Origin of the sequence: uncultured Pedobacter sp. (assembly GCF_913776295.1) — a bacterium.
Classification (GTDB): domain Bacteria; phylum Bacteroidota; class Bacteroidia; order Sphingobacteriales; family Sphingobacteriaceae; genus Pedobacter.
The window spans coordinates 48,432-75,159 of record NZ_CAJYOJ010000043.1; the positions used below are offsets into that span (position 1 = coordinate 48,432).

At 39.2% G+C, this 26,728-nt stretch carries 26 protein-coding genes; 15 read left to right on the forward strand and 11 right to left on the reverse strand.

Annotated features, from left to right (window positions below; translation table 11 throughout):
• Window positions 1–204: 204 nt before the first annotated feature.
• The 6 genes from ffh to QZ738_RS08345 all read left to right on the forward strand — a co-directional run bounded on the left by ffh (window position 205) and on the right by QZ738_RS08345 (window position 6,566).
• Entirely contained in the window at window positions 205–1,542 is a 1,338-nt protein-coding gene (ffh, locus tag QZ738_RS08320) for a signal recognition particle protein (RefSeq protein ID WP_293786508.1), read from the forward strand.
• Window positions 1,543–1,907: 365 nt separating this feature from the next.
• Window positions 1,908–3,446 (forward strand): YifB family Mg chelatase-like AAA ATPase, encoded by a 1,539-nt coding sequence (locus QZ738_RS08325; protein WP_293786510.1) that lies wholly within the window; start codon window positions 1,908–1,910, stop codon window positions 3,444–3,446.
• 127 nt (window positions 3,447–3,573) lie between these two features.
• On the forward strand, window positions 3,574–4,293 hold the full coding sequence (locus QZ738_RS08330) for a hypothetical protein (protein ID WP_293786512.1): 720 nt from the start codon (window positions 3,574–3,576) through the stop codon (window positions 4,291–4,293).
• A 452-nt stretch (window positions 4,294–4,745) separates the two neighbouring features.
• The gene (locus QZ738_RS08335; RefSeq protein ID WP_293786514.1) at window positions 4,746–5,120 is read left to right on the forward strand and encodes a hypothetical protein; all 375 of its coding nucleotides are present in this window, start codon (window positions 4,746–4,748) and stop codon (window positions 5,118–5,120) included.
• Between the two features lie 110 nt (window positions 5,121–5,230).
• A complete protein-coding gene (locus tag QZ738_RS08340) occupies window positions 5,231–5,800 on the forward strand; it encodes a Crp/Fnr family transcriptional regulator (RefSeq protein ID WP_293786516.1) in 570 nt (189 codons plus the stop codon).
• Between the two features lie 85 nt (window positions 5,801–5,885).
• A complete protein-coding gene (locus QZ738_RS08345; RefSeq protein ID WP_293786518.1) occupies window positions 5,886–6,566 on the forward strand; it encodes a type 1 glutamine amidotransferase domain-containing protein in 681 nt (226 codons plus the stop codon).
• Window positions 6,567–6,619: 53 nt separating this feature from the next.
• Here QZ738_RS08345 and QZ738_RS08350 read toward each other — a convergent pair whose 3' ends face one another.
• Window positions 6,620–6,928 carry a hypothetical protein gene (locus QZ738_RS08350; protein WP_293786520.1) on the reverse strand — a complete coding sequence of 103 codons (309 nt, stop codon included), beginning with the start codon at window positions 6,926–6,928 and terminating at the stop codon, window positions 6,620–6,622.
• Between the two features lie 40 nt (window positions 6,929–6,968).
• Here QZ738_RS08350 and QZ738_RS08355 point away from each other — a divergent pair, with 40 nt between their 5' ends.
• Window positions 6,969–7,319, forward strand: coding sequence for a hypothetical protein (locus tag QZ738_RS08355; RefSeq protein ID WP_293745019.1), 351 nt, complete (start codon window positions 6,969–6,971; stop codon window positions 7,317–7,319).
• Between the two features lie 192 nt (window positions 7,320–7,511).
• A complete protein-coding gene (locus QZ738_RS08360; RefSeq protein WP_293786522.1) occupies window positions 7,512–8,894 on the forward strand; it encodes an MBL fold metallo-hydrolase RNA specificity domain-containing protein in 1,383 nt (460 codons plus the stop codon).
• Window positions 8,895–9,179: 285 nt separating this feature from the next.
• Here the strand turns inward: QZ738_RS08360 and QZ738_RS08365 are convergent, their stop codons facing one another.
• Window positions 9,180–10,454: a glutamate-5-semialdehyde dehydrogenase gene (locus QZ738_RS08365; protein ID WP_367268574.1), complete on the reverse strand. Its 1,275-nt coding sequence runs from the start codon at window positions 10,452–10,454 to the stop codon at window positions 9,180–9,182.
• 84 nt (window positions 10,455–10,538) lie between these two features.
• Window positions 10,539–11,618, reverse strand: coding sequence for a glutamate 5-kinase (proB, locus tag QZ738_RS08370; RefSeq protein WP_293786526.1), 1,080 nt, complete (start codon window positions 11,616–11,618; stop codon window positions 10,539–10,541).
• 227 nt (window positions 11,619–11,845) lie between these two features.
• Here proB and QZ738_RS08375 point away from each other — a divergent pair, with 227 nt between their 5' ends.
• From QZ738_RS08375 to def, 4 genes are all read left to right on the forward strand, one after another.
• Window positions 11,846–13,996 carry a S9 family peptidase gene (locus tag QZ738_RS08375; protein WP_293786528.1) on the forward strand — a complete coding sequence of 717 codons (2,151 nt, stop codon included), beginning with the start codon at window positions 11,846–11,848 and terminating at the stop codon, window positions 13,994–13,996.
• Between the two features lie 108 nt (window positions 13,997–14,104).
• Window positions 14,105–14,557 carry a hypothetical protein gene (locus tag QZ738_RS08380; protein WP_293786530.1) on the forward strand — a complete coding sequence of 151 codons (453 nt, stop codon included), beginning with the start codon at window positions 14,105–14,107 and terminating at the stop codon, window positions 14,555–14,557.
• A gap of 26 nt (window positions 14,558–14,583) precedes the next feature.
• Entirely contained in the window at window positions 14,584–15,816 is a 1,233-nt protein-coding gene (locus QZ738_RS08385) for a pitrilysin family protein (RefSeq protein ID WP_293786532.1), read from the forward strand.
• A gap of 191 nt (window positions 15,817–16,007) precedes the next feature.
• The gene (gene def, locus QZ738_RS08390) at window positions 16,008–16,568 is read left to right on the forward strand and encodes a peptide deformylase (protein WP_293786534.1); all 561 of its coding nucleotides are present in this window, start codon (window positions 16,008–16,010) and stop codon (window positions 16,566–16,568) included.
• Window positions 16,569–16,834: 266 nt separating this feature from the next.
• On the opposite strand, the gene QZ738_RS08395 is transcribed toward def, so the two are convergent.
• From QZ738_RS08395 to QZ738_RS08405, 3 genes are read right to left on the reverse strand one after another with little or no spacing between them, the layout of a single operon-like run.
• Window positions 16,835–17,470, reverse strand: coding sequence for a hypothetical protein (locus QZ738_RS08395; protein ID WP_293786536.1), 636 nt, complete (start codon window positions 17,468–17,470; stop codon window positions 16,835–16,837).
• 53 nt (window positions 17,471–17,523) lie between these two features.
• Complete coding sequence (locus tag QZ738_RS08400) at window positions 17,524–17,769, reverse strand: NifU family protein (RefSeq protein WP_090497495.1); 246 nt, start codon at window positions 17,767–17,769, stop codon at window positions 17,524–17,526.
• A gap of 34 nt (window positions 17,770–17,803) precedes the next feature.
• Window positions 17,804–18,880 carry an Mrp/NBP35 family ATP-binding protein gene (locus QZ738_RS08405; RefSeq protein WP_293786540.1) on the reverse strand — a complete coding sequence of 359 codons (1,077 nt, stop codon included), beginning with the start codon at window positions 18,878–18,880 and terminating at the stop codon, window positions 17,804–17,806.
• A gap of 131 nt (window positions 18,881–19,011) precedes the next feature.
• Between QZ738_RS08405 and QZ738_RS08410 the strand changes: the two genes are divergently transcribed.
• From QZ738_RS08410 to QZ738_RS08420, 3 genes are all read left to right on the forward strand, one after another.
• Window positions 19,012–21,177, forward strand: coding sequence for a transglycosylase domain-containing protein (locus QZ738_RS08410; protein ID WP_293786542.1), 2,166 nt, complete (start codon window positions 19,012–19,014; stop codon window positions 21,175–21,177).
• 222 nt (window positions 21,178–21,399) lie between these two features.
• Complete coding sequence (hpt, locus tag QZ738_RS08415; RefSeq protein ID WP_293786544.1) at window positions 21,400–21,942, forward strand: hypoxanthine phosphoribosyltransferase; 543 nt, start codon at window positions 21,400–21,402, stop codon at window positions 21,940–21,942.
• A 55-nt stretch (window positions 21,943–21,997) separates the two neighbouring features.
• On the forward strand, window positions 21,998–22,657 hold the full coding sequence (locus tag QZ738_RS08420) for a phosphatidylserine decarboxylase family protein (RefSeq protein WP_293786546.1): 660 nt from the start codon (window positions 21,998–22,000) through the stop codon (window positions 22,655–22,657).
• 327 nt (window positions 22,658–22,984) lie between these two features.
• On the opposite strand, the gene QZ738_RS08425 is transcribed toward QZ738_RS08420, so the two are convergent.
• The 5 genes from QZ738_RS08425 to rimM form a co-directional block, all read right to left on the reverse strand.
• Window positions 22,985–24,160: a mechanosensitive ion channel family protein gene (locus QZ738_RS08425; RefSeq protein WP_293786548.1), complete on the reverse strand. Its 1,176-nt coding sequence runs from the start codon at window positions 24,158–24,160 to the stop codon at window positions 22,985–22,987.
• A gap of 70 nt (window positions 24,161–24,230) precedes the next feature.
• Window positions 24,231–24,578, reverse strand: a complete 348-nt coding sequence (gene rplS, locus QZ738_RS08430; protein WP_057930964.1) for a 50S ribosomal protein L19 — start codon at window positions 24,576–24,578, stop codon at window positions 24,231–24,233.
• Between the two features lie 138 nt (window positions 24,579–24,716).
• A complete protein-coding gene (trmD, locus tag QZ738_RS08435) occupies window positions 24,717–25,391 on the reverse strand; it encodes a tRNA (guanosine(37)-N1)-methyltransferase TrmD (protein WP_293786550.1) in 675 nt (224 codons plus the stop codon).
• Between the two features lie 126 nt (window positions 25,392–25,517).
• On the reverse strand, window positions 25,518–25,976 hold the full coding sequence (locus QZ738_RS08440; protein ID WP_293786552.1) for a hypothetical protein: 459 nt from the start codon (window positions 25,974–25,976) through the stop codon (window positions 25,518–25,520).
• 208 nt (window positions 25,977–26,184) lie between these two features.
• Entirely contained in the window at window positions 26,185–26,712 is a 528-nt protein-coding gene (gene rimM, locus QZ738_RS08445) for a ribosome maturation factor RimM (protein WP_293786554.1), read from the reverse strand.
• Window positions 26,713–26,728 lie beyond the last annotated feature (16 nt).

Sequence of the window (26,728 nt, forward strand, 5' to 3'; positions counted from 1 at the left end):
CCGCCCATTTTTAGCTAAGGCTAAAAAACAAGATTAAAACGAATGGCTGAATGAAGGCGTCTACGAAAATAAACGGCCCATTTTCAAAAAAAGATTTTTGGCTTTGAGGGGCAGCGATTTACAAGCAAAATTTGATACATTTGCCTTTTATTAAAAACAAGTAGCTTTTTGCCATTTGGCATAAGGCTTTTAGCTTAAAAAAAGATGTTTGATAATTTACAGGACAAGCTAGACAGAGCGTTTAAGGTATTAAAAGGACAGGGCAGTATTACGGAAATCAACGTGGCAGAAACCATGAAAGAAATCCGTAAAGCATTGCTTGATGCCGATGTTAACTATAAAACAGCAAAAGCCTTTACCGATGAGGTGAGGCAAAAAGCTTTGGGACAAAACGTGCTTACCGCCGTTTCTCCTGGACAATTGCTCACCAAAATAATGAATGATGAACTAGCTGCCTTAATGGGTGGCGAAGTTACAGAGTTAAATACCAAAGCAAACCCTACCATTATTTTAATTGCCGGGTTAAATGGTGCCGGTAAAACCACCTTTGCTGGTAAACTAGCCTTACATTTGAAAGGTAAAGGCAAAAAGCCTTTATTGGTAGCCGGCGATATGTACCGCCCGGCGGCTGTAGATCAATTAGAGGTTTTAGGAACTTCAGTTGGGGTGTCTGTTTATGCAAACCGTGCATCAAACGATCCTGTTGGCATTGCTTTAGAAGGTATCGCACACGGTAAACAAAACGGAAATAACATCATCATTATCGATACGGCCGGTCGTTTGGCGATCGACGAATCATTAATGAACGAAATATCTGAAGTTAAAGCCAAAACCCAACCGCACGAGATTTTATTCGTAGTGGATGCGATGACTGGTCAGGATGCGGTAAATACAGCCAAAGTATTTAACGATCGTTTAGATTTTACAGGTGTTGTATTAACCAAACTGGATGGCGATACACGCGGTGGTGCGGCCCTCTCCATTAAATCAGTAGTAAACAAGCCTATTAAATTTATCGGTACCGGCGAGAAGATGGAAGCATTAGATGTTTTCTATCCAGATCGTATGGCTTCACGTATTCTGGGGATGGGTGATGTGGTTTCACTTGTTGAGCGTGCACAAATGCAGTTCGATGAGAAAGAAGCTGCAGAATTGCAGAAGAAAATCCGTAAAAACAAATTCGATTTCAACGATTTCTACAACCAGATTCAGCAGATCAAGAAAATGGGTAACATGAAAGATCTGATGGGCATGATCCCGGGTGTGGGTAAAATGATGAAGAATGTAGATATCCAGGATGATGCATTCAAATCAATCGAAGCCATCATCAATTCAATGACGCCTTTTGAGAAAGAAAACCCGGATGCTATTCAGCAGAGTCGCCGTTTACGTATCGCCAAAGGTTCAGGAAGTAAGGTGGAGGAAGTAACCAAACTTATTAAACAGTTTGAAGACATGCGCAAAATGATGAAGCAGTTTTCAAACCCTGCAGCCGCAGCAGCCATGATGAAAGGTATGCCTAAAATGCCATTTGGCAGATAGATTAAAAGGTTTGGGGTAAAGGGCTTAGGGCGTAAGGCTGGTAGTTTCGTCATGCTGATCCGATAGCGATCGGATTTGTTTCAGCATCTTTTAAAATAATACAAATCCCGATCAGTAATGGTCAGGATTTTTTTGTTTTATACGTTTTGGAAATGAATGTCGGTGTTTCATAGATGGTTTCAGCCCTGCTTTCCCTGCTGCCGATAGAAGAAATCGGCATTCGTCCAATCAGGTTTACTGAATAAAGACTGGTAAATCGATCCGCCAACAGATACCGAAGTTTGATCTTTTTTTAAATATTCTGTATATTAGAATCAATATTCATCCCGAATAATTTACATCCGAATTTATTTTAATTAAAATCAATGCTTGTAAAAACATACGGGAGTGCTGTTTATGGCGTAAATGCACTAACCATAACCATCGAAGTGAATATTAGCGCAGGTACCAGATACTATATGGTAGGCCTGCCAGATAATGCTGTAAAAGAGAGTTTGCAAAGGGTGGCAAGTGCCATCAATGTTTCAGGTTTCCGCATGCCTAAACAGAAGATAGTGGTAAACCTGGCGCCTGCCGATATCAAAAAAGAAGGCTCATCTTACGATCTGCCCATTGCTATTGGCATTCTGGCGGCTTCTGGACAAATCCCGGCCGAAGAACTGGAAGACTACTTTATAATGGGCGAACTGTCTTTGGATGGAAGTATACAGCCCATAAAGGGTGCTTTACCGATTGCCATACAAGCACAACAGGATGGCTTTAAAGGATTTATCTTACCAAAACAAAACGTTCGCGAAGCAGCCATTGTAAACGATTTAATCGCATATGGTGTGGAAAACCTGGCTCAGGTGGTCGCCTTCTTTAACAAAAGCGAAGTGCTGGAACAGGTTAAAGTAAATACCAGAGAAGAATTCTTAAAAAACATCAACAATTACGAACATGATTTTGCAGATGTTAAAGGACAGGAAAATATTAAAAGAGCGTTGGAAATCGCAGCAGCAGGTGGTCATAATGTTATTTTAATCGGTCCGCCAGGGGCAGGTAAAACCATGCTGGCCAAGCGCCTGCCTACCATATTGCCTCCCTTAAACTTAAATGAGGCCTTAGAAACCACAAAAATTCATTCTGTAGCCGGAAAACTGTCTGCAAGCGATGCATTAATGACAAGCCGTCCCTATCGTTCTCCACACCATACCATCAGCGATGTTGCTTTGGTAGGCGGCGGAATGAATCCACAGCCCGGAGAAATATCGCTTGCCCACAATGGCGTTCTGTTCTTAGATGAACTGCCAGAATTTAAACGAACCGTTTTAGAAGTTATGCGCCAGCCCTTGGAAGACCGTAAAGTGGCCATTTCAAGGGCAAGGTTTTCGGTAGAATATCCGGCCAGCTTTATGCTGGTGGCCTCCATGAATCCATGCCCCTGTGGTTTTTATAATCACCCGGAAAAAGATTGTGTATGCGCACCCGGCGTAGTTCAAAAATACCTGAGTAAAATATCCGGACCGCTGTTAGACCGGATCGATCTGCATGTAGAAGTTACCCCTGTTGATTTTACAGAATTAGCCTCTGCTACGGAAACGGAAAGAAGTAATCTCATCAGGGATCGTGTAATTAAAGCAAGAGAAATTCAGGACCTCCGTTTTGCAGATCGAGACGAATTACACTGTAATGCTCAAATGAGTCCGAAAATGGTACGCAAAGTGTGCCAGATCAGCGAAGCCGGAACTAATCTATTAAAAACTGCAATGGAAAGGTTAGGATTATCGGCACGTGCCTACGACAGGATTTTAAAAGTGGCCAGAACCATTGCCGATTTAGCCGACAGTGAAAATATAGAGCTTGAACATTTAGCCGAATCAATCAATTACAGGAGTTTGGATAGGGATGGCTGGGCGGGGTAATTCTTGAACACAAAAAGCGGTTTAACTTGTTCCTTATCTTGATAAAGATTAAGTTTAATAATCAGCAGATAACATATATAATGAAATTTATCTACTTATTATTGGGCTCATTCACAATTTACTTTATATGAGAAATATTATAGGCATATTGTTATTATTAATATCTGTTCAGTTATTTGCCCAAAACGATCATCCCCAAATCCCTAAAACAGGAACAAATATAAATGCTTTTGTTCCAAAAGGATGGAAAATCATTTATCGGGCCAAAGGTGATTTAAATAAAGATCGTTTACCTGATGAAGCGATCATGATTCAGAATACTAATCCAAAAAATATCATCAAAAACGACGGTTTGGGCAGTGATCAACTGAATGTGAATCCCCGTATGCTTTTGGTTCTTTTTAAAACATCCGGCAATTACAGCTTAAAGGCTCAAAACACCAGTTTCATCCCAACTGAAAATAATGAAGAAAACACTTGCCTAGCTGATCCTTTAGAGGAAACTGGCGCCATCAACATAAAAAACGGCACACTCATTTTAAGTTATCAATATTGGCTCAGCTGTGGCTCCTACTGGGTGAATAATGTTGATTATACATTCCGGTTCCAAAATCAAAAAATGGAACTGATTGGCTTTGATTCCGAGAATTATAGCCGATCTTCCGGAGAACAAACCGCTGCCAGCATTAATTTTTCTACTAAGAAAAAAAGTGAAACCTCCGGCGGCAGTATGTTTAGCGACAAAACCAATAAACCAAAAATAGTATTGAAGAAGTTTAATTGGGGCAGATTGTTTACACTCGATGAAATGACGGAAGAAGTTTCCAAGAAACTTGCAGAAATATAACATAAATCTATGCAAGATGCCAAACGTGACGAGGATATTTTTTCTATGCTTTATATTTATTTCGGGTCATTCAATTGCACAAAAGAATATTTCATCAGCCTGATGTAAAAGGCGCATGGCAGTATGTTTGCCCTTTATCATTTGGTTATAACGCTATTTCTTTCGAAAAAATTAGCCATTGCGCTTACTTCTAAAACTAGTTCTTTTAAACTGAACAGTTTATGGTCAAACCAAAAAAGAATGCTGCTGAAATAAAATCCATTTAAACAGCTTGAATCACCGGAACCGCATATGTTAATAAGTCGCTGAAATTAAGAATTTTAACCAGCAAATTTAATGAACACTCAGTTATAAAGATACGTCTAATCTGCAGATCAGATATTTTCTTTGGCATAGTCATTGTCACCACACCGTTACATTATAACCTATTTAAAATTAAAAAAGTGAAAGAGATGAAAAAGACAGTTCAGATTTTCAGCATGCTTTTAATAGCATTGACCGTAATAGTATCGTGTAAAAAAGATACCGATCCGGCAGATCGCGATTTCTTTGTAGGTACGTACAAAGGTTCAGTATCATACCGCAGTGGCCAAAACACAATTACCAGCAGCGATGGAAAAGTAACCGTAAGTAAAGTTGGGGAAACTTATAGTTTTTATTTTGGCAACAACATTCCGGATATTACCGGTGTGAAATTTGAAAAGAAAGGCGATAATAGCTATGTGAGTGTGGGTTCGGGCGTAACAGGTATCAGTATTGATGCCAGCACGCTTAAAATTTTGGTTTCAAAAGACGGGCAAACCTGGACTGCAGATTGTACCAGATAATAACGAATTTAATTTGAGGCTCGATTTATAATCGGGCCTTAATTTTTTCTGCTTATTTCGATCTACACGCAAAAAACAACTTTCAGGCTTAATTTCGCTAAATTTATAGCATGAGTTTTGAATTAAAAACACACCTCGAAGAAATTATTTCCCTAACGGATCAGGAGTTTGAGCATATCGCCGTACATTTCAAACCTAAAACGCTTAAGAAACACCAGTATCTCATCCAGGAAGACGAATTTGTCAATCACATTTATTTTGTTGTTAAAGGTTTATTAAAGGCCACTTTTACTGATACCAATGGTAAAGAATATATTATACAGTTTGCGATGGAAAACTGGTGGCTTTCTGATTTCAGGGCTTTTTATGGAAATGTTAAATCGATTACCAATATCAGCTGCCTGGAAAATTCCGAATTACTCTCCATCACCAAAGAAAACCTGGATCTGTCATGCCGCGAAAGCCATAAAATGGAACATTTTTTCAGGGTAAAAAACAGTCTAGGATATGTAGCATTACAGCAAAGAATTTTATCCCTTTTAACCACAAGTCCAAAAGAGCGCTTTGAACAACTTGCTCACCAGTATCCGCAATTGATGCAGAGAGTTTCTAAAACAATAATAGCTGCATACTTAGGCATATCAAGAGAAACCTTAAGCAGACTTTCCGCAAAAACGTGATTTCGCGCACAATAAATCTGTGATTGAAGTCCTTTGCTACCAAACCCAACAGCTTTAACTTTGAAATACACTTAACATAAAACATATGAATAAGAAAGTTTTATTCGTGCTTACAAGCCACGACGAATTAGGAAATACAGGTTTAAAAACAGGTTTTTGGTCAGAAGAATTGGCAGCGCCATATTATGCTTTAGCCGATAAAGGCATTGATATTGTACTGGCCTCTCCAAAAGGTGGTCAGCCACCAATCGACCCTAAAAGTGAGGATCCTTCTTTTCAAACCGAAACAACGAAAAGAATGGACAAAGACACCGTCTTCTTAGACAAATTGAAGAATACCACTCCATTGGCTGATATCAGGATGGATGATTATGATGCCGTTTTTTATCCTGGTGGTCACGGACCGCTGTGGGATTTGGCAGAAAGTAAAACTTCACAACAGCTCATTACCGAATTCTATTCTGCTGGCAAACCTGTTGCTTTTGTATGTCATGCGCCCGGAGTGCTTAAGGATGTAAAGGTAAATGGCGAATACCTGGTAAAAGGAAAAAATGTAACCGGGTTTACCAATAGCGAAGAAGAAGCTGTACAATTAACAAACGTAGTGCCTTTCCTGGTAGAGGATATGTTAATAAAAAATGGTGGAAATTATAGTAAGATAGCCGACTGGAACCCTTATGCTGTAGTTGATGGCTTATTGGTTACCGGCCAAAACCCTGCCTCATCAGAAAAAGTTGCAGAAGAATTATTAAAGCTTCTTGCTTAAATTTAAATCCTCAACAGATATTGGTTTTTCCCGTCCCTGTTGAGGATTCCTTATTATAACCCGTCTTCTTCCTCGTCTTCAGGTTCAGGTATATAATTTTCAATGGCCTGCCCAATTGCATTAACCTCTTCGTCTTCCTCAAAAATTGGAAGTTCGGTTTTATAGTCCATTTTTAACCAGATAGATGAAGTGTCCTTTTGGATCTGTATGTATTCTTTTCCCTCTTTAAAAATGGTATAAGAATCATTTCCTTCCGGAAAAACGGAATAATTAATTGGCCCTATTTCTATATCAAAAGGTTCTTGCATAGCGGATATTTTCTTACAAAGATAAAAATCTTTTTGTTGAGGTAACTTAGCCATACGCCAGACTTTACTATCTTTACCCTAATAAATGTTAACTATGGATTTTTCAAAAGCAGATAACAAAGTTGCCCGAAAATTATTCGAAGTCGCTTTACAACGGGAACTAAAAAAGGAAATGCAGCTATTCTCCGAAATTTTAGACCAATGGAAAACACAACAGCCTGAAGACAACAGAGACGATTATTATAAAATTTTTACTGCTGTAAAAGATTTCGACAAGCACATCGCCAGAAGGTACGATGGACTTAGAAATTCATGGTTTTTAGGCACTATAACTGCGCTGCTTGTAGAAAAAATCATCACGGCAGATGACTTGGGAGATTTTTCAGAAGAGGCAAAAGGTGAAATATCAAAGAGCCTCAAATTCAGAGAAGTTAATCAATTATAAATAATTTCAAATCCAGGAAAGGCAGAGTGCCCTGATTTTACGTTGTAAAGAAATTATGATTAATTTAGTATGCACTACGGCTTTTCTCCGCAACCTCTGTGCTAATGAAATTAAAAAATTACGCATGATTGTTTAAAAATCTCATCATTTGTACTACTTTACGGCTAAAGATTTTACGCGATAGATAAGAAGATGAAGTTAACGTTTTGGGGAGCAGCGCAACAGGTAACCGGTAGTATGCACCTGCTCGAAATCGAGCATTATAAAATACTGATAGATTGTGGATTAGATTATGAGAAAGAAACCTATCAGGAAGAAAACCAACAATTCCCCTTTGATCCGGCCATTATAAACCTGGTCATTCTAACCCATGCCCACATCGATCATTCTGGTAATTTACCAACATTGGTTAGAATGGGCTTTGAGGGCCAGGTACTTTGTACACCACCAACTGCCGATCTTACCTCGATATTATTATTCGATTCCGTTGAACTTTTTTTAAGAAAGGCAGGCCGAAAACCCAGAACTAAACGTGGCAACTTCAGCGGACCAAAACCGCTTTACCTGCATAAACATGTGATGGATACCATCGATCGTTTTGTAACCATTGCTTTTAACAAACCTTTTAAAATTAATGGCGATATTAGCTTAACGTTTGTGCCTGTTGGCCACTTACTGGGTGCTGCAGCAGCTGTTTTAACGATCAACGATCATGGCGTAGAAAAGAAAATTGCTTTTACAGGTGATATCGGTAGAGAGAACTACCCGGTGTTGGTTAATCCGGAGCCTTTGCCAGAGGTAGACTATGTAGTAAGCGAAGCCACCTACGGAGGCAGAATGCACACTAAAGACCAAACACTCGAAGAACGCCTGGTTCAGGAAATTACCGAAGCCTGTATCAAAAGTCCTGGCCGATTGATTATTCCGGCATTTAGTATTGGCCGTACACAATCGCTGGTATTTGCCTTAAACCAGATATTTACCAAAAAACTCTTACCGCCGATTCAGATTTTTGTAGATAGTCCGATGGCGATTCAGGCTACGGAGGTTTATCGTAAACACCATAACCTGGTGAACCAGGAGGCGAAAGATTTTTACCAAACGATGGGTGATGAGTTCGAGTTTGAGCACCTGGCCTACGTTCAAACCATGAAAGAAAGTAAAGATGTTTCCAATTATTTCGATCCCTGCATCATTATTTCTTCAGCAGGCATGCTGGAAGGTGGAAGAATTCAGGATCACTTATATTACAACATTCAGAACTATTATTGCACCATTCTTTTTATTGGTTACTGCGCAAAAGGAACGCTTGGATATAAGTTATTAAGTGGAGCACCCATCGTGCGTATTAAAGACCGCGAAATGATGGTTTACGCTACTATCCGCCAAACAGATTTATTGAGTGGACATGGGGATCATAACGATCTAATAAAAACAATTAAACAAACAGGCCAACCCAAAAAGGTGTTTCTGGTTCACGGGGAAGATAAAAGCCTGCAAAGTTTATCGTTGGCCTTACATGAAGATGGTTTTAACGTGGTGATACCTGAGAGGGGAGAAGCGTTTGAACTTTAATACTACGCTGTCATGCTGAGGGGATCATTTATATTATAAAAATCAATCTGAGTACCAAGAATTTTAATAGATAATATTCCTATAGTAATCGTCATTCCCAACTTGATTGGGAACGATGAAGTTCTCATGAATGCCGCTATATACAAGCGCCTTAAGATTCCCGCATGTGCGAGAATGACGACCACACTATTGGATTTTATCAATGATAGCACAGCGAAAAATTATTCCTCAGAATGACAATATTGCTATGGATTGCAAACATCATCATCCCTCTTACATCTTCCATCACTTCCTCACTTGTCCATTACCTCTTACTACCCACTTATAACTGGTTAGTTCCTCTAACCCCATTGGCCCGCGCGCATGAAGTTTTTGAGTGCTGATCCCGATTTCGGCACCAAGGCCAAACTGTGCACCATCGGTAAAACCTGTAGACGCATTGGCATATACCGCAGCAGCATCTGCTTCATTTAAAAACCGCGCAATAGTATTAGCATCTTCAGCAATAATGGCCTCACTATGTTTAGAGCTGTAAGCCGCAATGTGGTTCAATGCTTCATCCAAATCCGCTACTACTTTAACAGCCAGTTTTAACGATAAAAATTCTGTTCCGAAATGTTCAGGCTTAGCTTTACTTAATAAATTTTTTGGATAGGAAGACTTTAATACTTCATAGCTTTTTTCATCTGCGAATAATGCTACATTTCCATTTGCCAGCGGAAATAAAAGTGCGGGCAGATCATTCAATCTATTTTCGCTAATCAATACACAGTCTAATGAGTTACAAACGCTTACCCGCCTGGTTTTAGCATTAAAAATAATCGCTTTGCCTTTCTCTAAATCACCTGTTTCGTCAAAATAAGTATGTACTATTCCTGCTCCGGTTTCAATAACCGGGATTTTACTGTTTTCGCGAACATAATTAATCAATGACTGGCTTCCCCTCGGAATTAAGACATCTACAAAACCCCGCGCATTTAACAGGGCTTCAGTTGCAGCCCTTTCTGCTGGCAATAAAGTCAAAACATCACGATTGATTTGATGTCTATCCAATACCTCATGTATTACCTTTGCAATGGCTATATTAGAAAATTCAGCGTCGCTACCACCTTTGAGCAGTGCAACATTTCCGGTTTTAAAACATAGCGAAAATACATCAGCAGTAACATTTGGGCGGGCTTCATAAACGACACCTACTACACCGAGTGGCACACTAACTTTTTGTATATGCAGCTGGTTATCCAATATTTTATCAGAGAGAATTTTACCCAAAGGGCTGTTTAAGCTTGCCACATTTCTAAGATCGTTGGCAATATCAGCAATACGTGCTGCACTTAATTTTAGCCTGTCATATTTAGGGTCTTCGATGGCCATTTTAGCTATATCCTTAGCGTTTTCAGTAAGAATTTCGTCTGCATTGGCTATTAAAGCCTCTGCAAGATCCTCTAAAACAGCATCTGTTTTTTCTTTCCCCAGGCTAATTAAGGTACAACTTGCCTGTTTGGCCTCTTCGAAGTATTGTTTGTAATCCATTTTTTTCTTTTTTACCACAGAAAGCACCGAGTTTTCACAGAGAAGAAGAGAGATTTATCAAATCTGTGCCACGCTGTGATTTTTCCTCTGTGGGCTCTGTGGTTAACCTAACTAAATAGCTGAATAAAAATAATCGTAATGCACCAAGGCTTTCTGTTTCTTTTGCCCTATTCTCTCTCTTGCCTTGTCAGATCCGTATTCTGCAATCCCCAATCCGATCAGATTATGCTGCTCATCGATAATCTTAATAATATCGCCTTTTAAAAAGTCTGTCTGTATTTCAATAATTCCTATGGGCAATAAACTGGTTGCTTTGCCTGATGTCAATACCATTTTTGCTCCATCATTTAATTTCACCACGCCAGTTGCGGCAGTTTCAGAATGGGCAATCCATTTTTTCTTACCAGATTTGCTTTTCTCCGGAACAAATCGAGTGTGTACCAACTCATTGTTTAATAGCAAAGTCAGCACCTCATCTTTTGTTCCATTGGCAATATGGACCGCTATGCCTAGTTTAGCCACTTTTTGTGCCATTGTCGATTTGGTAATCATTCCACCCCGGCCAAACTGCGATTTACCTGTCTGAATAAAAGAAGCCAGATTAGCAACCGAACCATTAATTTCCTCAATAACAGCTGAGCCCTCAACTTTCGGATCGCCATTATAAATGCCGTTCACATTTGACAAAATAATTAATGCATCGGCATTTAACATAGAGGCAATCAGTCCGGCCAGTTCATCGTTATCGGTAAACATCAGCTCAGTAACCGATACCACATCATTTTCGTTCACTACAGGTATTACATCGTTCTGCAACAAAATCTGCAGGCAGTTTTTCATGTTCAGGTAATGGGCTCGGTCGCGGAAATCTTCCTTGGTAACCAAAACCTGCGCACACTGTATGTGGTGCGTGGCAAAGAAATTAGCATAGATATTGATCAGTTTCACCTGGCCAATGGCGGCCAATAGTTGCCTGGTAGTTACGGCATCTTGTTTTTCGGATACTTTGATTAAACTTCTGCCTGATGCTACCGCACCTGAAGACACTAAAATTACTTCAATGCCCTGCTTTTTAACATCTGCCAGTTGATTTACGAGGTGATTAATCCGCGCTTCATCAGGCAAACCATTCGCCTGCGTAATAACATTCGAACCAACTTTAACGACGATCTTCTTGTACCCTAATTTCATTATTATTTTAAAGCAATTTGATGTGGCAATTTAACATCAATTTTTCTAATTCGGATGATCATCTATAGGCTTGATGGATTTTTACGAAAATGATAATCGGGTTTTGCGTTTAGCGCTAAGCGTTTGGGGCTGATTAACCGAATAACCAGTTACCCACTAATAAACTAATGACTATTGAACTAATAAACTATTTCATTAAATTGCAATTGATCCTAAATCAAACCGCTATGAAACGTATCTTACCCGGCCTGATATTGCTTAGTGCAATTATGGCCTGTAATCACCCTCAAAAGAAAGAAATGAAAGCAATAAAGTGGCCTGATGCCAAAGCCCCGGTAGCAGAAATTATTCCGCACAAAAGAGTTATACATGGAGATACCGTGGTAGATAACTACTATTGGATGATCGATTATTTTAAAAAAGGTCCGGACAGTACCAAAGTTGTGAATTACCTGAAAGCAGAAAACGCTTACCTGGATACCATGATGAAAAGTACCGAAAAGTTTCAGTCCGATCTGTTTAAGGAAATGAAAGGCCGGATTAAAGAAAAAGATGAATCGGTGCCGGTTTTCAGAAATGGCTACTATTACTATTCGCGTACAGAAGACGGGCAGCAATATTTTAAATATTGCCGTAAAAAAGGAAGTTTATCGGCTACAGAAGAAATTTTGCTGGATGTAGATCAACTGGCAAAAGGCCATTCCTATTACAGCGCTACCGGATTTAGTGTGAGTCCTGATAATAAACTTTTAGCTTTTGGAGTCGATCGGGTTTCGCGCAGGCAGTATACCATTAACATTAAAAATTTAGAAACCGGAGAACTTTTAAAAGATGCCATTACCAATACGGAAGGTGGAGTGGCCTGGGCCAATGATAATAAAACGTTCTTTTATACTTCTAAAAATCCGGTTACCCTGTTGAGTGAAAAAATAAAAAAACACGTACTCGGTACAGACGCCAAAACCGATGCAGTGGTTTACGATGAGAAAGATAATACCAACTATATTGGGGTAGGCAAATCGAAAAATGGCAGATATATCTTCATTGCTTCACAGGGAACGCTAACTGCTGAATACAAAATGATTGATGCCGACCACCCTGAAAGCCCCTTTAAAGTGTTTGCGGCCCGCTCGAAAGATGTGCTATATGATGTAATGCCGGTTGACGATAAGTTTTTGATCTTAACCAACTGGAATGCTAAAAATTTCCGCCTGATGGAATGTCCACTGGATAAAACGGAAAAAGAAAACTGGAAAGAAGTGATTCCGCACCGTGCAGACGTTTTACTGGAAAGTGTTGAAGAATTTAAAGATTTTACTGTTCTATCTGAACGTAAAAACGGATTAACCGAATTACGTGTACTAAAAAAAGATAAAAGTGATTATTACATCAAATTTGAGGAACCTGTGTATGATGCCGGCGTTGGTGCAAATCCAGAGTACAACAGCACTACCTTGCGTTATAACTATACTTCATTAACCACACCCAATTCGGTTTACGATTACGATCTCAATAAAAAAGATCAGAAACTCATGAAACAACAAGAGGTTTTGGGGGGCTATAATCCAAAAGATTATGTTACTGAACGTGTTTTTGCAACCGCTAAAGATGGCACCAAAGTACCAATTGCTTTGGTTTATAAAAAGGGCTTCGAAAAGAATGGCGAATCGCCATTGTTGCTTTATGGTTATGGTTCTTATGGTTCAAACTCGGATGTATATTTCTCTTCACCGCGCTTAAGCCTGTTGGATCGAGGCTTTGTTTTTGCCATCGCCAATATTCGGGGTGGACAGGAGATGGGCCGCCAATGGTATGAAGATGGAAAACTGATGAAAAAGAAAAATACCTTTACTGATTTTATTGCAGCAGGCGAGTATTTGATTGAACAAAAATATACCTCAAAAGGCCATTTATATGGCCATGGCGGCAGTGCGGGTGGTTTATTAATGGGTGCCGTAGCCAACATGGCCCCAAATTTATGGAACGGTCTGATCGCCGATGTTCCTTTTGTTGATGTTGTTAATACCATGTTGGATGAAAGCATTCCGCTTACCACAAATGAATTTGACGAATGGGGCAATCCGAAACAAAAAGCAGCTTACGACTATATGAAAAGCTATTCTCCTTATGAGAATATCGAGAAAAAAGCTTACCCGAATATGTTAGTTACTACAGGCTTACATGATAGCCAGGTGCAGTATTTTGAACCTGCAAAATGGGTAGCTAAACTAAGGGCAACGAAAACCGACAAAAATGTTTTGTTGCTCAAAACCAACATGGAATTTGGTCACGGTGGGGCATCGGGCCGGTTTGACTATCTGAAAGATGTGGCATTGCGCTGGGCATTTTTGTTCTCTTTGGAAGGGATAACGAAATAATTTTTTCCTTATTTTTTGTCATTCTGAGCTTGTCGAAGAATATTCTGATGCTGTTTCGGCAGGCTCAACGTGACAATCTATTTTAAACCTTGATATCTTAAAACCAAAATGAACAGCAAACTAAAAACACTTCAGACCATTCATCTTGCATTATGCTCAGGCGTATTACTTTTTGCAGTGGTAACCATATTTCTGAACCGCGAAGTCATGTTTTTTGATGCCGATCCTAAAACCACTGCGCCTTTTAACCCTATATTTCCGGTTATGGGATTAATCACCCTCTCTGCAAGTATCATGTTTTACCGAAATTTGATTGCTAAAATCGATAAAACAGCCGCTGATGATGTCAAAATCAATATGTATCAGAGTGCATTTATCATGAGCTCAGCTTTACTGGAAGGCGGAGCACTTTTCAATATTGTTGGCTTCTTTATGACACGTAATTCATTCTTTTTGATATTTGGGGCAGCCAATTTTATATTTTTGGTATTGAAACGACCAACAAAAAATAAATTGATTTCCACTTTACAATTGCAACATCCAAATTCGGGGTCTTTATAAGCAATTAGCCTTATCTTTGCCCCTCAATGGAATACAATGTTCACACTTTGCCAAATGGCATTCGCTTATTGCACGTACCTGCAGCCTCGGCCATATCTCACGCATGCATTATCGTTAATACAGGATCACGCGACGAACCCGAAGGCAAAGCAGGTTTAGCGCACTTTATTGAGCATTTAATTTTTAAGCGTACCGAAAAACGGAGCACCAACCAGATTTTAAATCTTTTAGAAAGTGTTGGGGCAGACTTAAACGCCTACACCACAAAAGAATATACCTGCGTACACGCTTCTTTTTTAAATCCCTATTTAGATAGAACCTTAGATCTTTTCAATGACATACTCTTCCATTCTACTTTTCCTGAAGAGGAAATGGACAAAGAGAAAAGTGTCATTCTGGATGAAATTTCCTCTTATCTTGATCAACCGGAAGAAGCGATTAATGACGACTTTGAAGATATGCTTTTTGCGGGTCATGCCTTAGGCAATAATATTCTGGGCACAGCCGAATCCGTTCAGCACTTTACCAGAGCGGATGTAATCAACTTCAGAAAGGCCAACTATCGCACAAATGAAATTGTGGTGGCCGTTTTAGGTAACTATACTTTAAATCATATCGTGAAAAAAGGAAGCAGATATTTTGCCGATGTAAAAGAGAATAATCCCGAAAAAGAGAGGATTAAACCAACTATCCATCCTCCAAGCCATACCACCATTTACAAACCCATTATGCAGGCACATTGTATTTTGGGCACACAGGCATATTCCACACACCAATCGCAAAAAGTGCCTTTAATGCTGTTGAATAATTACTTTGGTGGCAACGGAATGAGTTCGGTATTAAATCTGCAGATCAGGGAGAAATACGGGATTGCCTACACCATCGAATCCAATTTTTCGCCTTTAAGCGATACCGGTATTTTTTCCATTTATTTCGGAACAGATAAGGAAAAACAAGCTAAAGCACTGTCTTTAATTTTTAAGGAAATCAAAAAGCTCAGAGATCGTCCGTTAAATGATCTGCAGCTCCAGAAAGCCAAAAACAAGTTTATCGGACAGATTGCTTTGGGTGAAGAGAACAGGATCGGTTTAATTATTTCAATGGCAAAAAGTTTAATCGATCACAACAAAATAGACTCACTGGAGACCGTTTTTGAGAAAATAAATGCCGTTACAACGAAGCAAATGATTGAAGTTACCCATGAGATTTTAAATATTGATCAACTGAGTATCTTTACTTTCTGCCCAATAGCGGAATAATTGTTAGTTTTGTAAAAAATTGCTGTCATACTGAGGCACGAAGTATCTCATCCCGATAAGCAGTTACAATAAACACAGTAGCAACTTGTTTGGCCATAACAGCAATGTTAGAGATTCTTCATTGCATTCAGAATGACAAACTTGCATACTATTAATGAGCTCAGACCCAGATCTGAAAAAAATACAATATAATGAAATTACCAATAGTAGCTTACGGCGATCCGGTTTTAAAAAAGGTTTGCACCGATATTGATAAAGATTATCCAGAATTAGAAAAATTAATCAGCGATATGTTCGACACCATGTATTATGCCAATGGTGTGGGCCTTGCTGCGCCGCAGATTGGTTTGCCGATCCGCTTATTTATTGTAGATACCGGTGAAGATGAAGACGGAGATCCTGGCTATAAAAAAGTATTTATCAATGCCGAAATTTTGGAAGAAACAGGCGAAGCCTGGAGCTTTAATGAAGGCTGTTTAAGTATCCCCGATATCCGCGAAAACATCATGCGTAAACCCAATGTCAAAATTACCTATTTCGACGAAAACTGGGTAGAACATACCGATGATGTTGATGGAATGCCCGCACGTGTAATTCAGCACGAATACGATCATATTGAAGGCAAATTGTTTACCGATAAAGTAAGTGTTTTGCGTAAAACCATGCTTAAAAGTAAATTGGATGCCATCTCGAAAGGAAATATCAAAACAGATTACAAAATGAAATTTCCGAACAAGAGCAAGAAAAGATAGATTTTGAGGGAAAATGGAAACGTTTTCCTTTTTTGTCCCTGCTTTCCCTTATCAATTTCTTTGCATTCGTCGTCCTGAACTTGTTTCAGGATCTTTTTTGCCACGACAATTATTTAAGACGTTAGCCTTGAAAGATTGCTTCGTTCCTCGCAATGACGACCATTTCATTGCGTTTAATCCAATGGTTATCGGATCAAGTATGACGATTGTGCGGAGTAATACACCCAAGACTAAAGACTTCCGACTAAGAACTCTGGACTAAAAAACTAATTCGTCCTGCTCTTATCCCCATCAAAGATCTGCTGCATCAGCTTGCCCCAGGCGAAAGGATTGAGCAGTGGATTGGTTTGCACCATGTTCTTATTGATCATCCTGTCAAAATTGTAGCGGTAGTTCTGGCTGCCGATTTCCTGTCCGTCGCGCGGCAGCGTTTGGATCAAACCATCAATTGATGAACGCGAAAGGTTCTTTTTGGCAATGGCCATATCATCATCCGCCAGTTTCATCGATAAAAACTCACGGGTAAATTCTTCAGTGGTTGCCCAGGGGAAAACACGAACCGAAGGTAAATCGATCACATTGGCTTTCAATTTAACCATGATGGTGTATTTGCTATCAGGTGTACTCTGAGGTATTATGGTTGAGAATTTTTTATAACCTATGGCAGTAAATAGTATGGTATCGCCAGGGTTAACAATAAAAGTAAAATATCCTCTGTAATCGGCACCAACTCTTTTGCTCCTGGCCGAAAGGTTGGTGATGGTAACATAAGGGATTACGTTTGAACTGTCTATATCGGTAATAATCCCGGAAAATTGGATCAGTTTATCCTGAGCCGGCTTTTGTTGTGCAGAAGCGGTTAAAGAAAAAATAAGGCAAATCAGAATAACACAATATCTCATTAATACAAAAGTAATTTTATTAATAAAACTTCCTTGTTAAATAGTGTTAAAGCTTATTCTTGTTCGGCCATGTTAACAGCAACCACGGAGGTAATCTGAGGAACAGCTTTCATAATAGCCTGTTCGATACCAGACTTCATCGTCATAAAACTCATCGGGCAGGAACCGCAGTTACCTAAAAGCTTAAGTTTTACTGTTCCTTCGGCAGTAATTTCTTCAACAGAAACATCACCTCCATCAGCCTTTAAATAAGGCCTGATAGTTTCCAATGCCTGTTCTACTTCTTCTGTTAAATTCATTATATATACTTTAATTTATAAAAATAGTAATTTTTTAGCAATTCACCACTTGTGCATTGTTAATGGATATCTGCTGGGCAATTTTACTGGCAATATCTCCAAATACAACATCCAATAGCGGGTTTTGATTTAAGGCTACGGGTTTCCCTTTGTCACCAGCTTCGGCAATACTTTGGATAATAGGAATCTCACCCAAAAACGGCACATCAAAGCGTGCTGCAAGTTCGGTACCGCCACCTTTTCCAAAGATATAGTATTTATTGTCTGGCAATTCGGCAGGCGTAAAATACGACATGTTCTCTATAACACCCAAAATCGGGATATTCATTCCCGGCATTCTGAACATCGCCAAACCTTTGTGCGTATCAGCCAGTGCAACCTGTTGCGGTGTAGTAACCACAACCGCTCCCGAAATGGGGAAACTTTGCGTAATGGTAATATGAATATCGCCCGTTCCCGGTGGAAGATCCACAATCAGGTAATCCAGTTCTCCCCAGCTGGTATCGTTAAACAACTGTTTTACGGCATTCGATGCCATCGGCCCACGCCAGGGTACAGGTTGGCCGGGATCTGCAAAAAAACCTAAAGACAATAATTTAATGCCATACTTTTCGATCGGTAAAATTTTGGTCTTTCCATCAGCTGTCTCTTCAGCACCCGGTTTCGCATCGACAAGATCAAACATGGTTGGTACCGACGGACCGTAAATATCAGCATCAATAAGACCAACTTTAGCACCATCTTTAGCCAATACAACCGCCAGATTGCTCGCTACTGTAGATTTACCAACTCCTCCTTTGCCAGATGAAACCAAAATAATGTTTTTGATGTTATCTAACGATGATGAATTGCTGGGCTGAGTAACCCTCGACGTTACATTGATCATTACCTCTGCTGTGGCCGACACAAAATGCTTGATGGCATTGGTACAGGCATTTTTCAGCATTTCCTTCATCGGACATGCCGGGGTGGTAAGCTCTAATGTAAAATTGACCTGGTTATCTGTTATCTGTAAATCTTTAATCATGTTTAAAGTCACCAGGTCTTTCTTAAGATCGGGATCTTCAACATTTTTAAGCGCATCTAAAACTTGTTGCGGGCTAATCTGCATGGTATTAATTTAAATTCAAAATTAACAAAACATAGCCACAAATACTTTTATTTAGGCTTTTTAACTGTAATTTTAACACGAAATAAACATTTAATTGTTACGTTTAAGCAATTAACCATTTTAACGACCATATGCAAATACCAAAAATTAAGATCCCCAAAAAATATTTAAAAATCGGTGCCTGGTTTTTCGGTGTATTTTTTGTTGTTTGTATTGCTTTTGGTGCCGTAGCCTACAGCAAAAGGGAAGCGCTTCTTAAAAAGATGGTGGCCAAAGCAATCGCCAAGGCCGATAAGGATTACAATTTGGAAGTTAAAATCGGATCAGCAGATTTTGCCGGGTTCAGCACCGTTAAAATGACTCATATTTCTGTTGTTCCTAAGGAACGTGATACCCTTTCAAACATTAATGAATTGAGTGTTAGTGTTAAACTGTTGCCTTTAATATTTGGTAATGTAAAACTTTCGGAAATAAAACTTAAAGAAGGATATGTAAGTGTCGTGCTAAAAGATTCGACCACCAATATTGATTTTATCTTAAAACGGAAGAAAAAAGACAGCATTCAGACCAATCAAAAAGCAAACTTATCAGAGATCGCCAGCAACATTCTAAATCAGGTATTATACAAAATCCCTGATGATATGGATGTGAAGAATATGGTTTTTAAGCTAAATGATCATGATACGGCCAAACTAAGTTTTGCAACCACTGCCACAATTGACGGAGGAGATCTGAAATCAACCATTGATGTGAACAATAACGAATCTACCTGGCATATTAACGGTTATGTTGATCCGGGGAGTAAAAAGTTAAACTTTTTAGCCTATGCTGATGGGAAAAAGCTGGAATTGCCTTATCTCAACAATAAATTACACGCCAGGCTTAGTTTCGATACCTTGCAAACCGAATTAAAAAATGCCAAGTACAGTGGCGATGATTATAAGATATCCGGCTCCTGGTCGGTTAAAAACATGTTGATCAACCAGCCTCGTATTGCATCAAATGATATTATTGTACAAAGTGCAAAACTGGACGCTGATATCTTAGTCGGCCCGAACTATATTGCCTTGGACAGCACCTCTACAGCCTATTTGAAAAATGCAGAGATCCACCCGTTTGTTAAATATACTTTAGGAAAAAATAAAATATATGAATTAAAGCTCAATGCCGAAGAACAGGACGCACAGGCCGTTTTGGATGCATTTCCACAAGGCTTGTTTGAATCGCTGGAAGGATTGAAAGTACAAGGCAAGGTTAAATACAGCCTTAACTTTTACCTGGATACCAAGGTACCCGATAGTGTACGCTTCAACTCCACCCTCACACCGGTCAATTTCAAAATTTTACAGTGGGGCAAAACCAACCTGCAAAAAATTAACAATACCTTTGTTTATACGCCCTATGAATATGGCAAACCGATGCGCGATATTACTATTGGTCCGTCGAATCCGAATTTTACACCCTTATCGGCCATTTCAAAGAATTTTATCAATGCTGTTTTAACGGCAGAAGATCCTTCTTTTTTTACCCACAATGGTTTTGTAGAAGAATCGATCCGCAAATCCATTGCTGTAAATTTTAAGGAAAAGAAATTTAAGCGCGGTGGCAGTACCATCAGCATGCAGCTGGTCAAAAATGTGTATTTAAGCCGGCAGAAAACTCTGGCTCGTAAAGCCGAAGAAATTTTGATTGTTTGGCTAATCGAGCATAATCACCTCATCAGTAAACAGCGGATGTTGGAGGTATACTTCAACATTATGGAACTGGGACAAAACATTTATGGAATAGGGGAAGCTTCAAGATACTATTTTGGAAAACAACCCTCAGATTTAACCATTGGGGAAGGACTATTTCTCGCCAGCATTGTACCTAAACCAAAAGCCTCCATGTATAAATTTATGGCCGATGGCAGCCTGAAACCTTACATGTTCAATTATTTCAGGTTTATGGGCAATATTATGGCCAGAAAAGGTTTAACCCCTGGCGATACCTCAGGTTATGGCTTTTATAATGTTCGCCTCCGGGAAGGGCTACGTCGTTATTTAGCTCCAGACACGGCCGTGGTTGATACCTCTGCGTTTGACGATGATGGAGATGGATTACCGGTTGTAATCGTACACGACAAAAATAAAAGCTTCTTCGAACGCCTTTTCGGTGGCAGTTCGAAAAAAGATACGACAACCAACAAACAGATGACCGCGCCAACAGATACTACCAAAACCAAAAAGCAATTAAGGCAGGAGCGAAGAGAAGAACGGAGACGCCAGAAGGAAATGGAGAAAAACCAGGAGCAATAGTAGCCCGTTTTCAGTTTGAAATTGGCGGTCTTCAGTTCTTAGTTTGTAATTAGCGGTTTACAGTTTTTGGTTAACTTAACAATTAAACCTAAATCAATTTTTAATTGGCAGTTTACCGTGCCTGGTTAACATGCCGATTAAAGTAATCCACTGCCTCAACAATAAAATAACGACTAATAATAGCATTACAACTTTCCAACGTTTAAACTATTTAACATTAAAATGCACAAAATAAAAGTAGAGGATAAAGAGTTCGAGATTTTTTTAGAAAATGATACCTTAAACAAAAGGGTCCGTTTATTGGGTATCCAAATGAATGTAGATTATGAGGATAAATGCCCCTTATTTATAGGCGTGCTAAATGGTAGCTTCCTGTTTATGGCTGATCTGATCAAAGAAATCCATGTACCTTGCGAGGTTGCTTTTATGCGTGTAGCTTCTTACGAGGGAACAGCAAGTTCGGGAAATGTAAAAGAACTGATCGGCTTGCCTGACAATCTGGAAGGTCGGGATATTGTTATTGTGGAAGATATTGTTGATACAGGTTTAACCCTAACGCATATTTTGAAAACGATCAAAGAAAAAAATCCAGCTTCAGTTAAAGTAGCTTCTCTTTTACTCAAACCCAGTGCTTTAAAACATGAAATTAAAGCATTAGAATACGTTGGCTTTGAAATACCTAATGAGTTTGTGGTAGGTTATGGCCTGGATTATAATGGACTTGGCAGAAACCTAACTGATATTTACAGAGCAACAGGCACATAATTTTTAGATTGGATTAATTTATTTTTCGCACCTTTGCCCAATAATTTCTACAACAATGACCATACATAAAGAAGGCTACACCACTATTGCCTTAAGCATCTTGTTTATCTTTGTAATCAATGCCATAGTTGATTATAAATACCATGACATTACCTGGTTGCGCTGGTTCATCTATATCTTTTCGGCGGCATTATTCATTATTGTACTGCAGTTTTTCCGAAACCCGAGCCGCAGTTTTTCTTCAGGAGATAACCTGGTAATCTGTCCGGCAGATGGTAAAGTTGTGGTAATCGAAGAAACCGAAGAGGGTGAATATTTTAAAGATAAACGTTTACAGGTTTCGATTTTCATGTCGCCTGTTAATGTGCACATAAACCGTAACCCTATTTCAGGCGTAGTGAAATTCTTCAAATACCATCCGGGAAAATACCTTGCTGCCTGGAATCCAAAATCTTCTACCGAAAATGAGCGTACGACCACCGTTGTTGAACATAAAAATGGTACGCCCGTATTGTTCCGTCAAATTGCAGGTGCTTTGGCCCGCAGAATTGTATGGTACGTTAAAGAAGGCGATCAGGTGGTACAAACCGAGCAATTCGGCTTTATCAAATTCGGATCGAGGGTAGATATATTTCTTCCGTTAGGCACCAAAGTTAACGTAGAACTTAACCAGGTTGTAAAAGGAGGGATCACTACCCTGGCGACTTTAAGTTAAGCATATATAATCTAAGAAGAAGCCGGTTTAGTTAACGCTAAATCGGCTTTTTTGTTATTACACGATGTGCTATGAGGACACAGATCACGGCAGCTTAAAGGGATTTTTAACACTAAAGAATCCACCCAAACCTGATAGCAACGGAAAGCCCAGATCCTGATTTTTCATCCGGAGAGGACTTGTAGTAGATAGCAGGAACAAACTTTAATCATTGTCACAGGCTTTGCTTTCCTAAAAAGCAACTTTTTCCTAATCTATTACGCCTTTCGAGTGGTAATTTCTTTAATCCATGCAGCGGTTTATGGAAATACAACCATGGGACCAGAACTAATCGGTAGCATCATTACCTACTTCTTCCTTAACGCCAGAAGCCGATGGCTTGTCGCTGATTAAACGTTGTGTCGGATAAGCAAAGTCTGATTTATTCCGAACCACGATATCCATAATTTCGAGGTTGATTTCCTGCCTGATTTTAAGGAATTCGGCATAATTAAGCACGGTTACAAAATAGTTAACTTCTACATTAAGGCTTGAATCGCCAAAGCTTTTAAAAGAGGCATTTCCATCATCACTGGTTCCTTCATGGCTGTTGATATAATCCTGAATTTCGGAAATAATTTTTCTCAGTGAATCTGAACTCGTTTCGTATGTAAGTCCGATTACAAATGATACTTTACGTGAATTTCGCAAGGAAAGGTTCTCCAAAACCCCGTCAATCATCCCCCTGTTAGGTAGGGTGGCCATGGTTTTTTCTGAAGTTCTGATCCTGGTACTTCTAAAACCAACCTTTTCTACAGTGCCTTCTACGCCGTCAACCTTTACCAGATCGCCAACCACAAAGGGCTTATCCAAAAAGATGGTAAATGAACCTATTAAGTTCTCTAAACTCTCTTTTGCAGCTAAAGCAATGGCAATACCACCAATGCCCAATCCTGTAATCAGTGTTAACACATTAACTTCGAAAACAAAACCCAACAGGGTGAAAAACCCGATAAAAATTACAGTCGTTTTAAGTAATTCTTTTAAAAAAGGGACCAATTGATCGTCTGCCTTATTCTCCGTAAGCGATGCCTTAAATAACAAAACGTGTGTAATGAAATCAATTATCCTCAGTATAATCCAAAAAAACGAAAGGATAATTCCAAACAAAAATATTCGGTCTATACAGTCGCCAATCGTAACGGGTATAGATTCTTTAACCTTACCAATTAACTTGCTGTAATGGAATACAGTCACCTCTAAAGGATGTTTCAATTGGTTGATCGAGAGGTAAAGTGTGGATAATAGAATAAAAACTTCAATGGGCTTTACCAGTAGGGCCACAAAAGCATCATCATGTGATTGGTTAGAAAAGTTCCTGAAAAGCTTAAAAAGCAACTTGCTTAACAGCTTAGAGACGATATTTTTGAAAACCAGGCCAAAAAGAAGTATTCCTCCGAAAAGGAAATAAGCCTTTATGGTATTGCCCCAAAAAACCTGATCGAAAAAAGCAGCTTTTAACATTTGACAAAGATATAAACAAAAAAACCTCCACGAAATTAATCGTGAAGGCTATATCTTATAATAAAGAATATTATTTTCTCAAAGATTTGATACGAGCAGCTTTACCGGTTAAAGCACGTAAATAGAACAATTTCGCTCTACGAACTTTACCATAGCTATTCACTTCAACTTTCTCGATGTTTGGAGAACTAAAAGGGAAAATACGTTCTACACCAACGCCATTGCTCATTTTACGAACAGTAAAAGTTTCGTTAGCACCTGCACTGTTACGTTGTATTACAACACCTTGGTAAATTTGAACACGTTCTTTATTACCTTCGCGAATTTTATAGTGTACGCTCACTGTATCGCCAGACTTGAACGCAGGAAAATCTTTTTTCGCGATGGCCTGCTCTTCAACAAATTTTACTAAATCCATGATTTTAAGCTATTAAATCGATATTTCATCCCGTGAAAATCGGATTGCAATATTAGGGATTATTTTCGATAAAAAAAAACCTATTTTAATTTTTTCCACATTCTTAATGAATTCCACATTCGATTGCGCTAATTGCTTCTATTCCAAAAGATCAGGACGACGGGTTTTGGTCCGTTCCAAAGCCTTTTCATGCCTCCATTCGTTTACCTTTGCCTCGTGGCCGCTCAATAAAACATCGGGCACTTTATGTCCACGCCAATCTGCAGGGCGGGTATAAACCGGTGCATCCAATAGCTCGCCCTGAAAACTGTCAGATAGGGCTGAAGTCTCATCATTTAAAACGCCGGGGATTAAACGCACCACTGCATCTACCACAATGGCCGCAGGTAGCTCTCCTCCACTTAAAACATAATCGCCTACAGATATCTCTCTTGTTACAAAAATATCACGTATCCGCTGATCTATGCCTTTGTAGTGGCCACACAAAATAATAATGTTCTTTTTAATTGATAGCTCATTGGCCATACTCTGGTTTAACGTTACCCCATCCGGACTCATGAATATAACCTCATCATATTCCCTTTCTGCCTGAAGTTTTTCGATACAGGCTGCAAAAGGTTCGATGCTCATTACCATACCACTACCACCGCCGTATTGGTAATCATCTACACTTTTTTGCTTGTTAGTGGCATAATCTCTCAGGTTATGCACTACAATTTCGGCAATGCCCTTTTTTTGTGCACGATGCAAAATAGAATGGGCAAAAGGGCTTTCTAACAAAGCGGGTAACACGGTAATAATATCGAAACGCATTTGGCAAAGGTAAGGCTTTTGACCGTCAAATTTAAAAATCAGACTTCGATCAAATACCTTTGTATTTCTCCCGGCAAATCAACCAACTAATATTTAGCCCTACATTTACAACAATTAAGGCAAATATTATCCTTTTTTAATCTTATCTACTTTTCGCCATAATTCCTGCCATTCGTAAGTTTCTTTTCCATCAACCTGTTTTGCACCACCCATTATGCCAAGGTACCTGTTACCGTCAGGCCAATCAAAAAACTTAAATTTCAAACTGGAGACCGTATTGTTTAACGGCGCACTGATAGAATAACTAACACGCTCTTTTATAAAACTTTCATTTTCTACTTCAATTGTAGCGGTTTGCCACACCACCGTTCCTTGTTCAGTTATTTTTAACTGTAGGCAGTTGCCCGTGGCATCAAATATCTTTAGGGTTGACAAAAATGGAAGCTTTGGAGCATTAGCCTGCCCAGATGGCTTTACAAACTCCCATGCCCCAACAAAATCAGATAATAACGTGGCTTTCTCCTGCGCAATAATACAATTGCAGATGAAGAAAAAAAGAGCAGAAATAAAAAAGACTTTCCTCATATCGGTTTTAAGATTTTACTGTAGCGCTAAATTAAAGGTTTGCTGGCTTCTAAGGATAATTTTTGTTGCACAGGCTCGAAATGAAGCCGCCATTACCAGTAGCGCAGTAGCTTTAGATCGTTTCTTAAACATAAAAGAATTAATTAGATACAGCCAATATAAAGATTTAGATGTACATCACATTAATTATTTTATGATACCGGGCAATTTATTTTTCCAGATACACGTCCAGCAAACCTTCAGGCAAACTGAGGGTGAGAATTTTTTCATCCTCATCGTATTCTACTATAAAATCTTCATTTAACGGAAACAGGACTTCCGTTTCTTTGTACATCACCGTAGCCACAAACTGCTGTGGATATTCATTCACTTCCAGAATTTCGCCCAGTTCGCCCAAAGTTTCATCTATGGCCAGATACCCTTTGAAATCGGTATAAAAAAATTCTCCTTCTTCGCGTTCGGGCATTTGCGAAAGGGGCAGGTACAATTTCTTTTTTAATAGTGGCTGTACTTTGTCGATATGATCCGCATCATCAAAGTTAAAGTAGCCTGTTTTATTAGACTGTAGCTTTGCAGAAGCTACAAAATAGGGAACCAGTTTGCCATTCATATCGGCAAATACCACATCAAATTCAAGTTCTTCGTATTCATCAAATTCAAAAAATACCTGAACTTCTCCTTTTAAACCCCTCGTTTTGGTTACATAACCTATATAAAATGCTTCTTCGTGTTTCATACTTACCCTAAATCCC

Bases quoted from the DNA above. Each gene is read 5' to 3' on its own strand.
- QZ738_RS08395 (WP_293786536.1), bottom strand. From the start codon at position 17,470: ATGAGATATTGTGTTATTCTGATTTGCCTTATTTTTTCTTTAACCGCT.
- QZ738_RS08350 (WP_293786520.1), bottom strand. From the start codon at position 6,928: ATGGCTAAGTTACCTCAACAAAAAGATTTTTATCTTTGTAAGAAAATA.
- rplS (WP_057930964.1), bottom strand. From the start codon at position 24,578: ATGGATTTAGTAAAATTTGTTGAAGAGCAGGCCATCGCGAAAAAAGAT.
- rimM (WP_293786554.1), bottom strand. From the start codon at position 26,712: ATGAAACACGAAGAAGCATTTTATATAGGTTATGTAACCAAAACGAGG.
- QZ738_RS08420 (WP_293786546.1), top strand. From the start codon at position 21,998: ATGACCATACATAAAGAAGGCTACACCACTATTGCCTTAAGCATCTTG.
- QZ738_RS08325 (WP_293786510.1), top strand. From the start codon at position 1,908: ATGCTTGTAAAAACATACGGGAGTGCTGTTTATGGCGTAAATGCACTA.
- QZ738_RS08345 (WP_293786518.1), top strand. From the start codon at position 5,886: ATGAATAAGAAAGTTTTATTCGTGCTTACAAGCCACGACGAATTAGGA.
- QZ738_RS08380 (WP_293786530.1), top strand. From the start codon at position 14,105: ATGAACAGCAAACTAAAAACACTTCAGACCATTCATCTTGCATTATGC.
- QZ738_RS08335 (WP_293786514.1), top strand. From the start codon at position 4,746: ATGAAAAAGACAGTTCAGATTTTCAGCATGCTTTTAATAGCATTGACC.
- proB (WP_293786526.1), bottom strand. From the start codon at position 11,618: ATGAAATTAGGGTACAAGAAGATCGTCGTTAAAGTTGGTTCGAATGTT.
- QZ738_RS08330 (WP_293786512.1), top strand. From the start codon at position 3,574: ATGAGAAATATTATAGGCATATTGTTATTATTAATATCTGTTCAGTTA.
- QZ738_RS08360 (WP_293786522.1), top strand. From the start codon at position 7,512: ATGAAGTTAACGTTTTGGGGAGCAGCGCAACAGGTAACCGGTAGTATG.
- QZ738_RS08425 (WP_293786548.1), bottom strand. From the start codon at position 24,160: ATGTTAAAAGCTGCTTTTTTCGATCAGGTTTTTTGGGGCAATACCATA.
- QZ738_RS08400 (WP_090497495.1), bottom strand. From the start codon at position 17,769: ATGAATTTAACAGAAGAAGTAGAACAGGCATTGGAAACTATCAGGCCT.
- hpt (WP_293786544.1), top strand. From the start codon at position 21,400: ATGCACAAAATAAAAGTAGAGGATAAAGAGTTCGAGATTTTTTTAGAA.
- QZ738_RS08410 (WP_293786542.1), top strand. From the start codon at position 19,012: ATGCAAATACCAAAAATTAAGATCCCCAAAAAATATTTAAAAATCGGT.
- QZ738_RS08355 (WP_293745019.1), top strand. From the start codon at position 6,969: ATGGATTTTTCAAAAGCAGATAACAAAGTTGCCCGAAAATTATTCGAA.
- QZ738_RS08375 (WP_293786528.1), top strand. From the start codon at position 11,846: ATGAAACGTATCTTACCCGGCCTGATATTGCTTAGTGCAATTATGGCC.
- QZ738_RS08405 (WP_293786540.1), bottom strand. From the start codon at position 18,880: ATGCAGATTAGCCCGCAACAAGTTTTAGATGCGCTTAAAAATGTTGAA.
- trmD (WP_293786550.1), bottom strand. From the start codon at position 25,391: ATGCGTTTCGATATTATTACCGTGTTACCCGCTTTGTTAGAAAGCCCT.
- def (WP_293786534.1), top strand. From the start codon at position 16,008: ATGAAATTACCAATAGTAGCTTACGGCGATCCGGTTTTAAAAAAGGTT.
- ffh (WP_293786508.1), top strand. From the start codon at position 205: ATGTTTGATAATTTACAGGACAAGCTAGACAGAGCGTTTAAGGTATTA.
- QZ738_RS08385 (WP_293786532.1), top strand. From the start codon at position 14,584: ATGGAATACAATGTTCACACTTTGCCAAATGGCATTCGCTTATTGCAC.
- QZ738_RS08340 (WP_293786516.1), top strand. From the start codon at position 5,231: ATGAGTTTTGAATTAAAAACACACCTCGAAGAAATTATTTCCCTAACG.
- QZ738_RS08440 (WP_293786552.1), bottom strand. From the start codon at position 25,976: ATGAGGAAAGTCTTTTTTATTTCTGCTCTTTTTTTCTTCATCTGCAAT.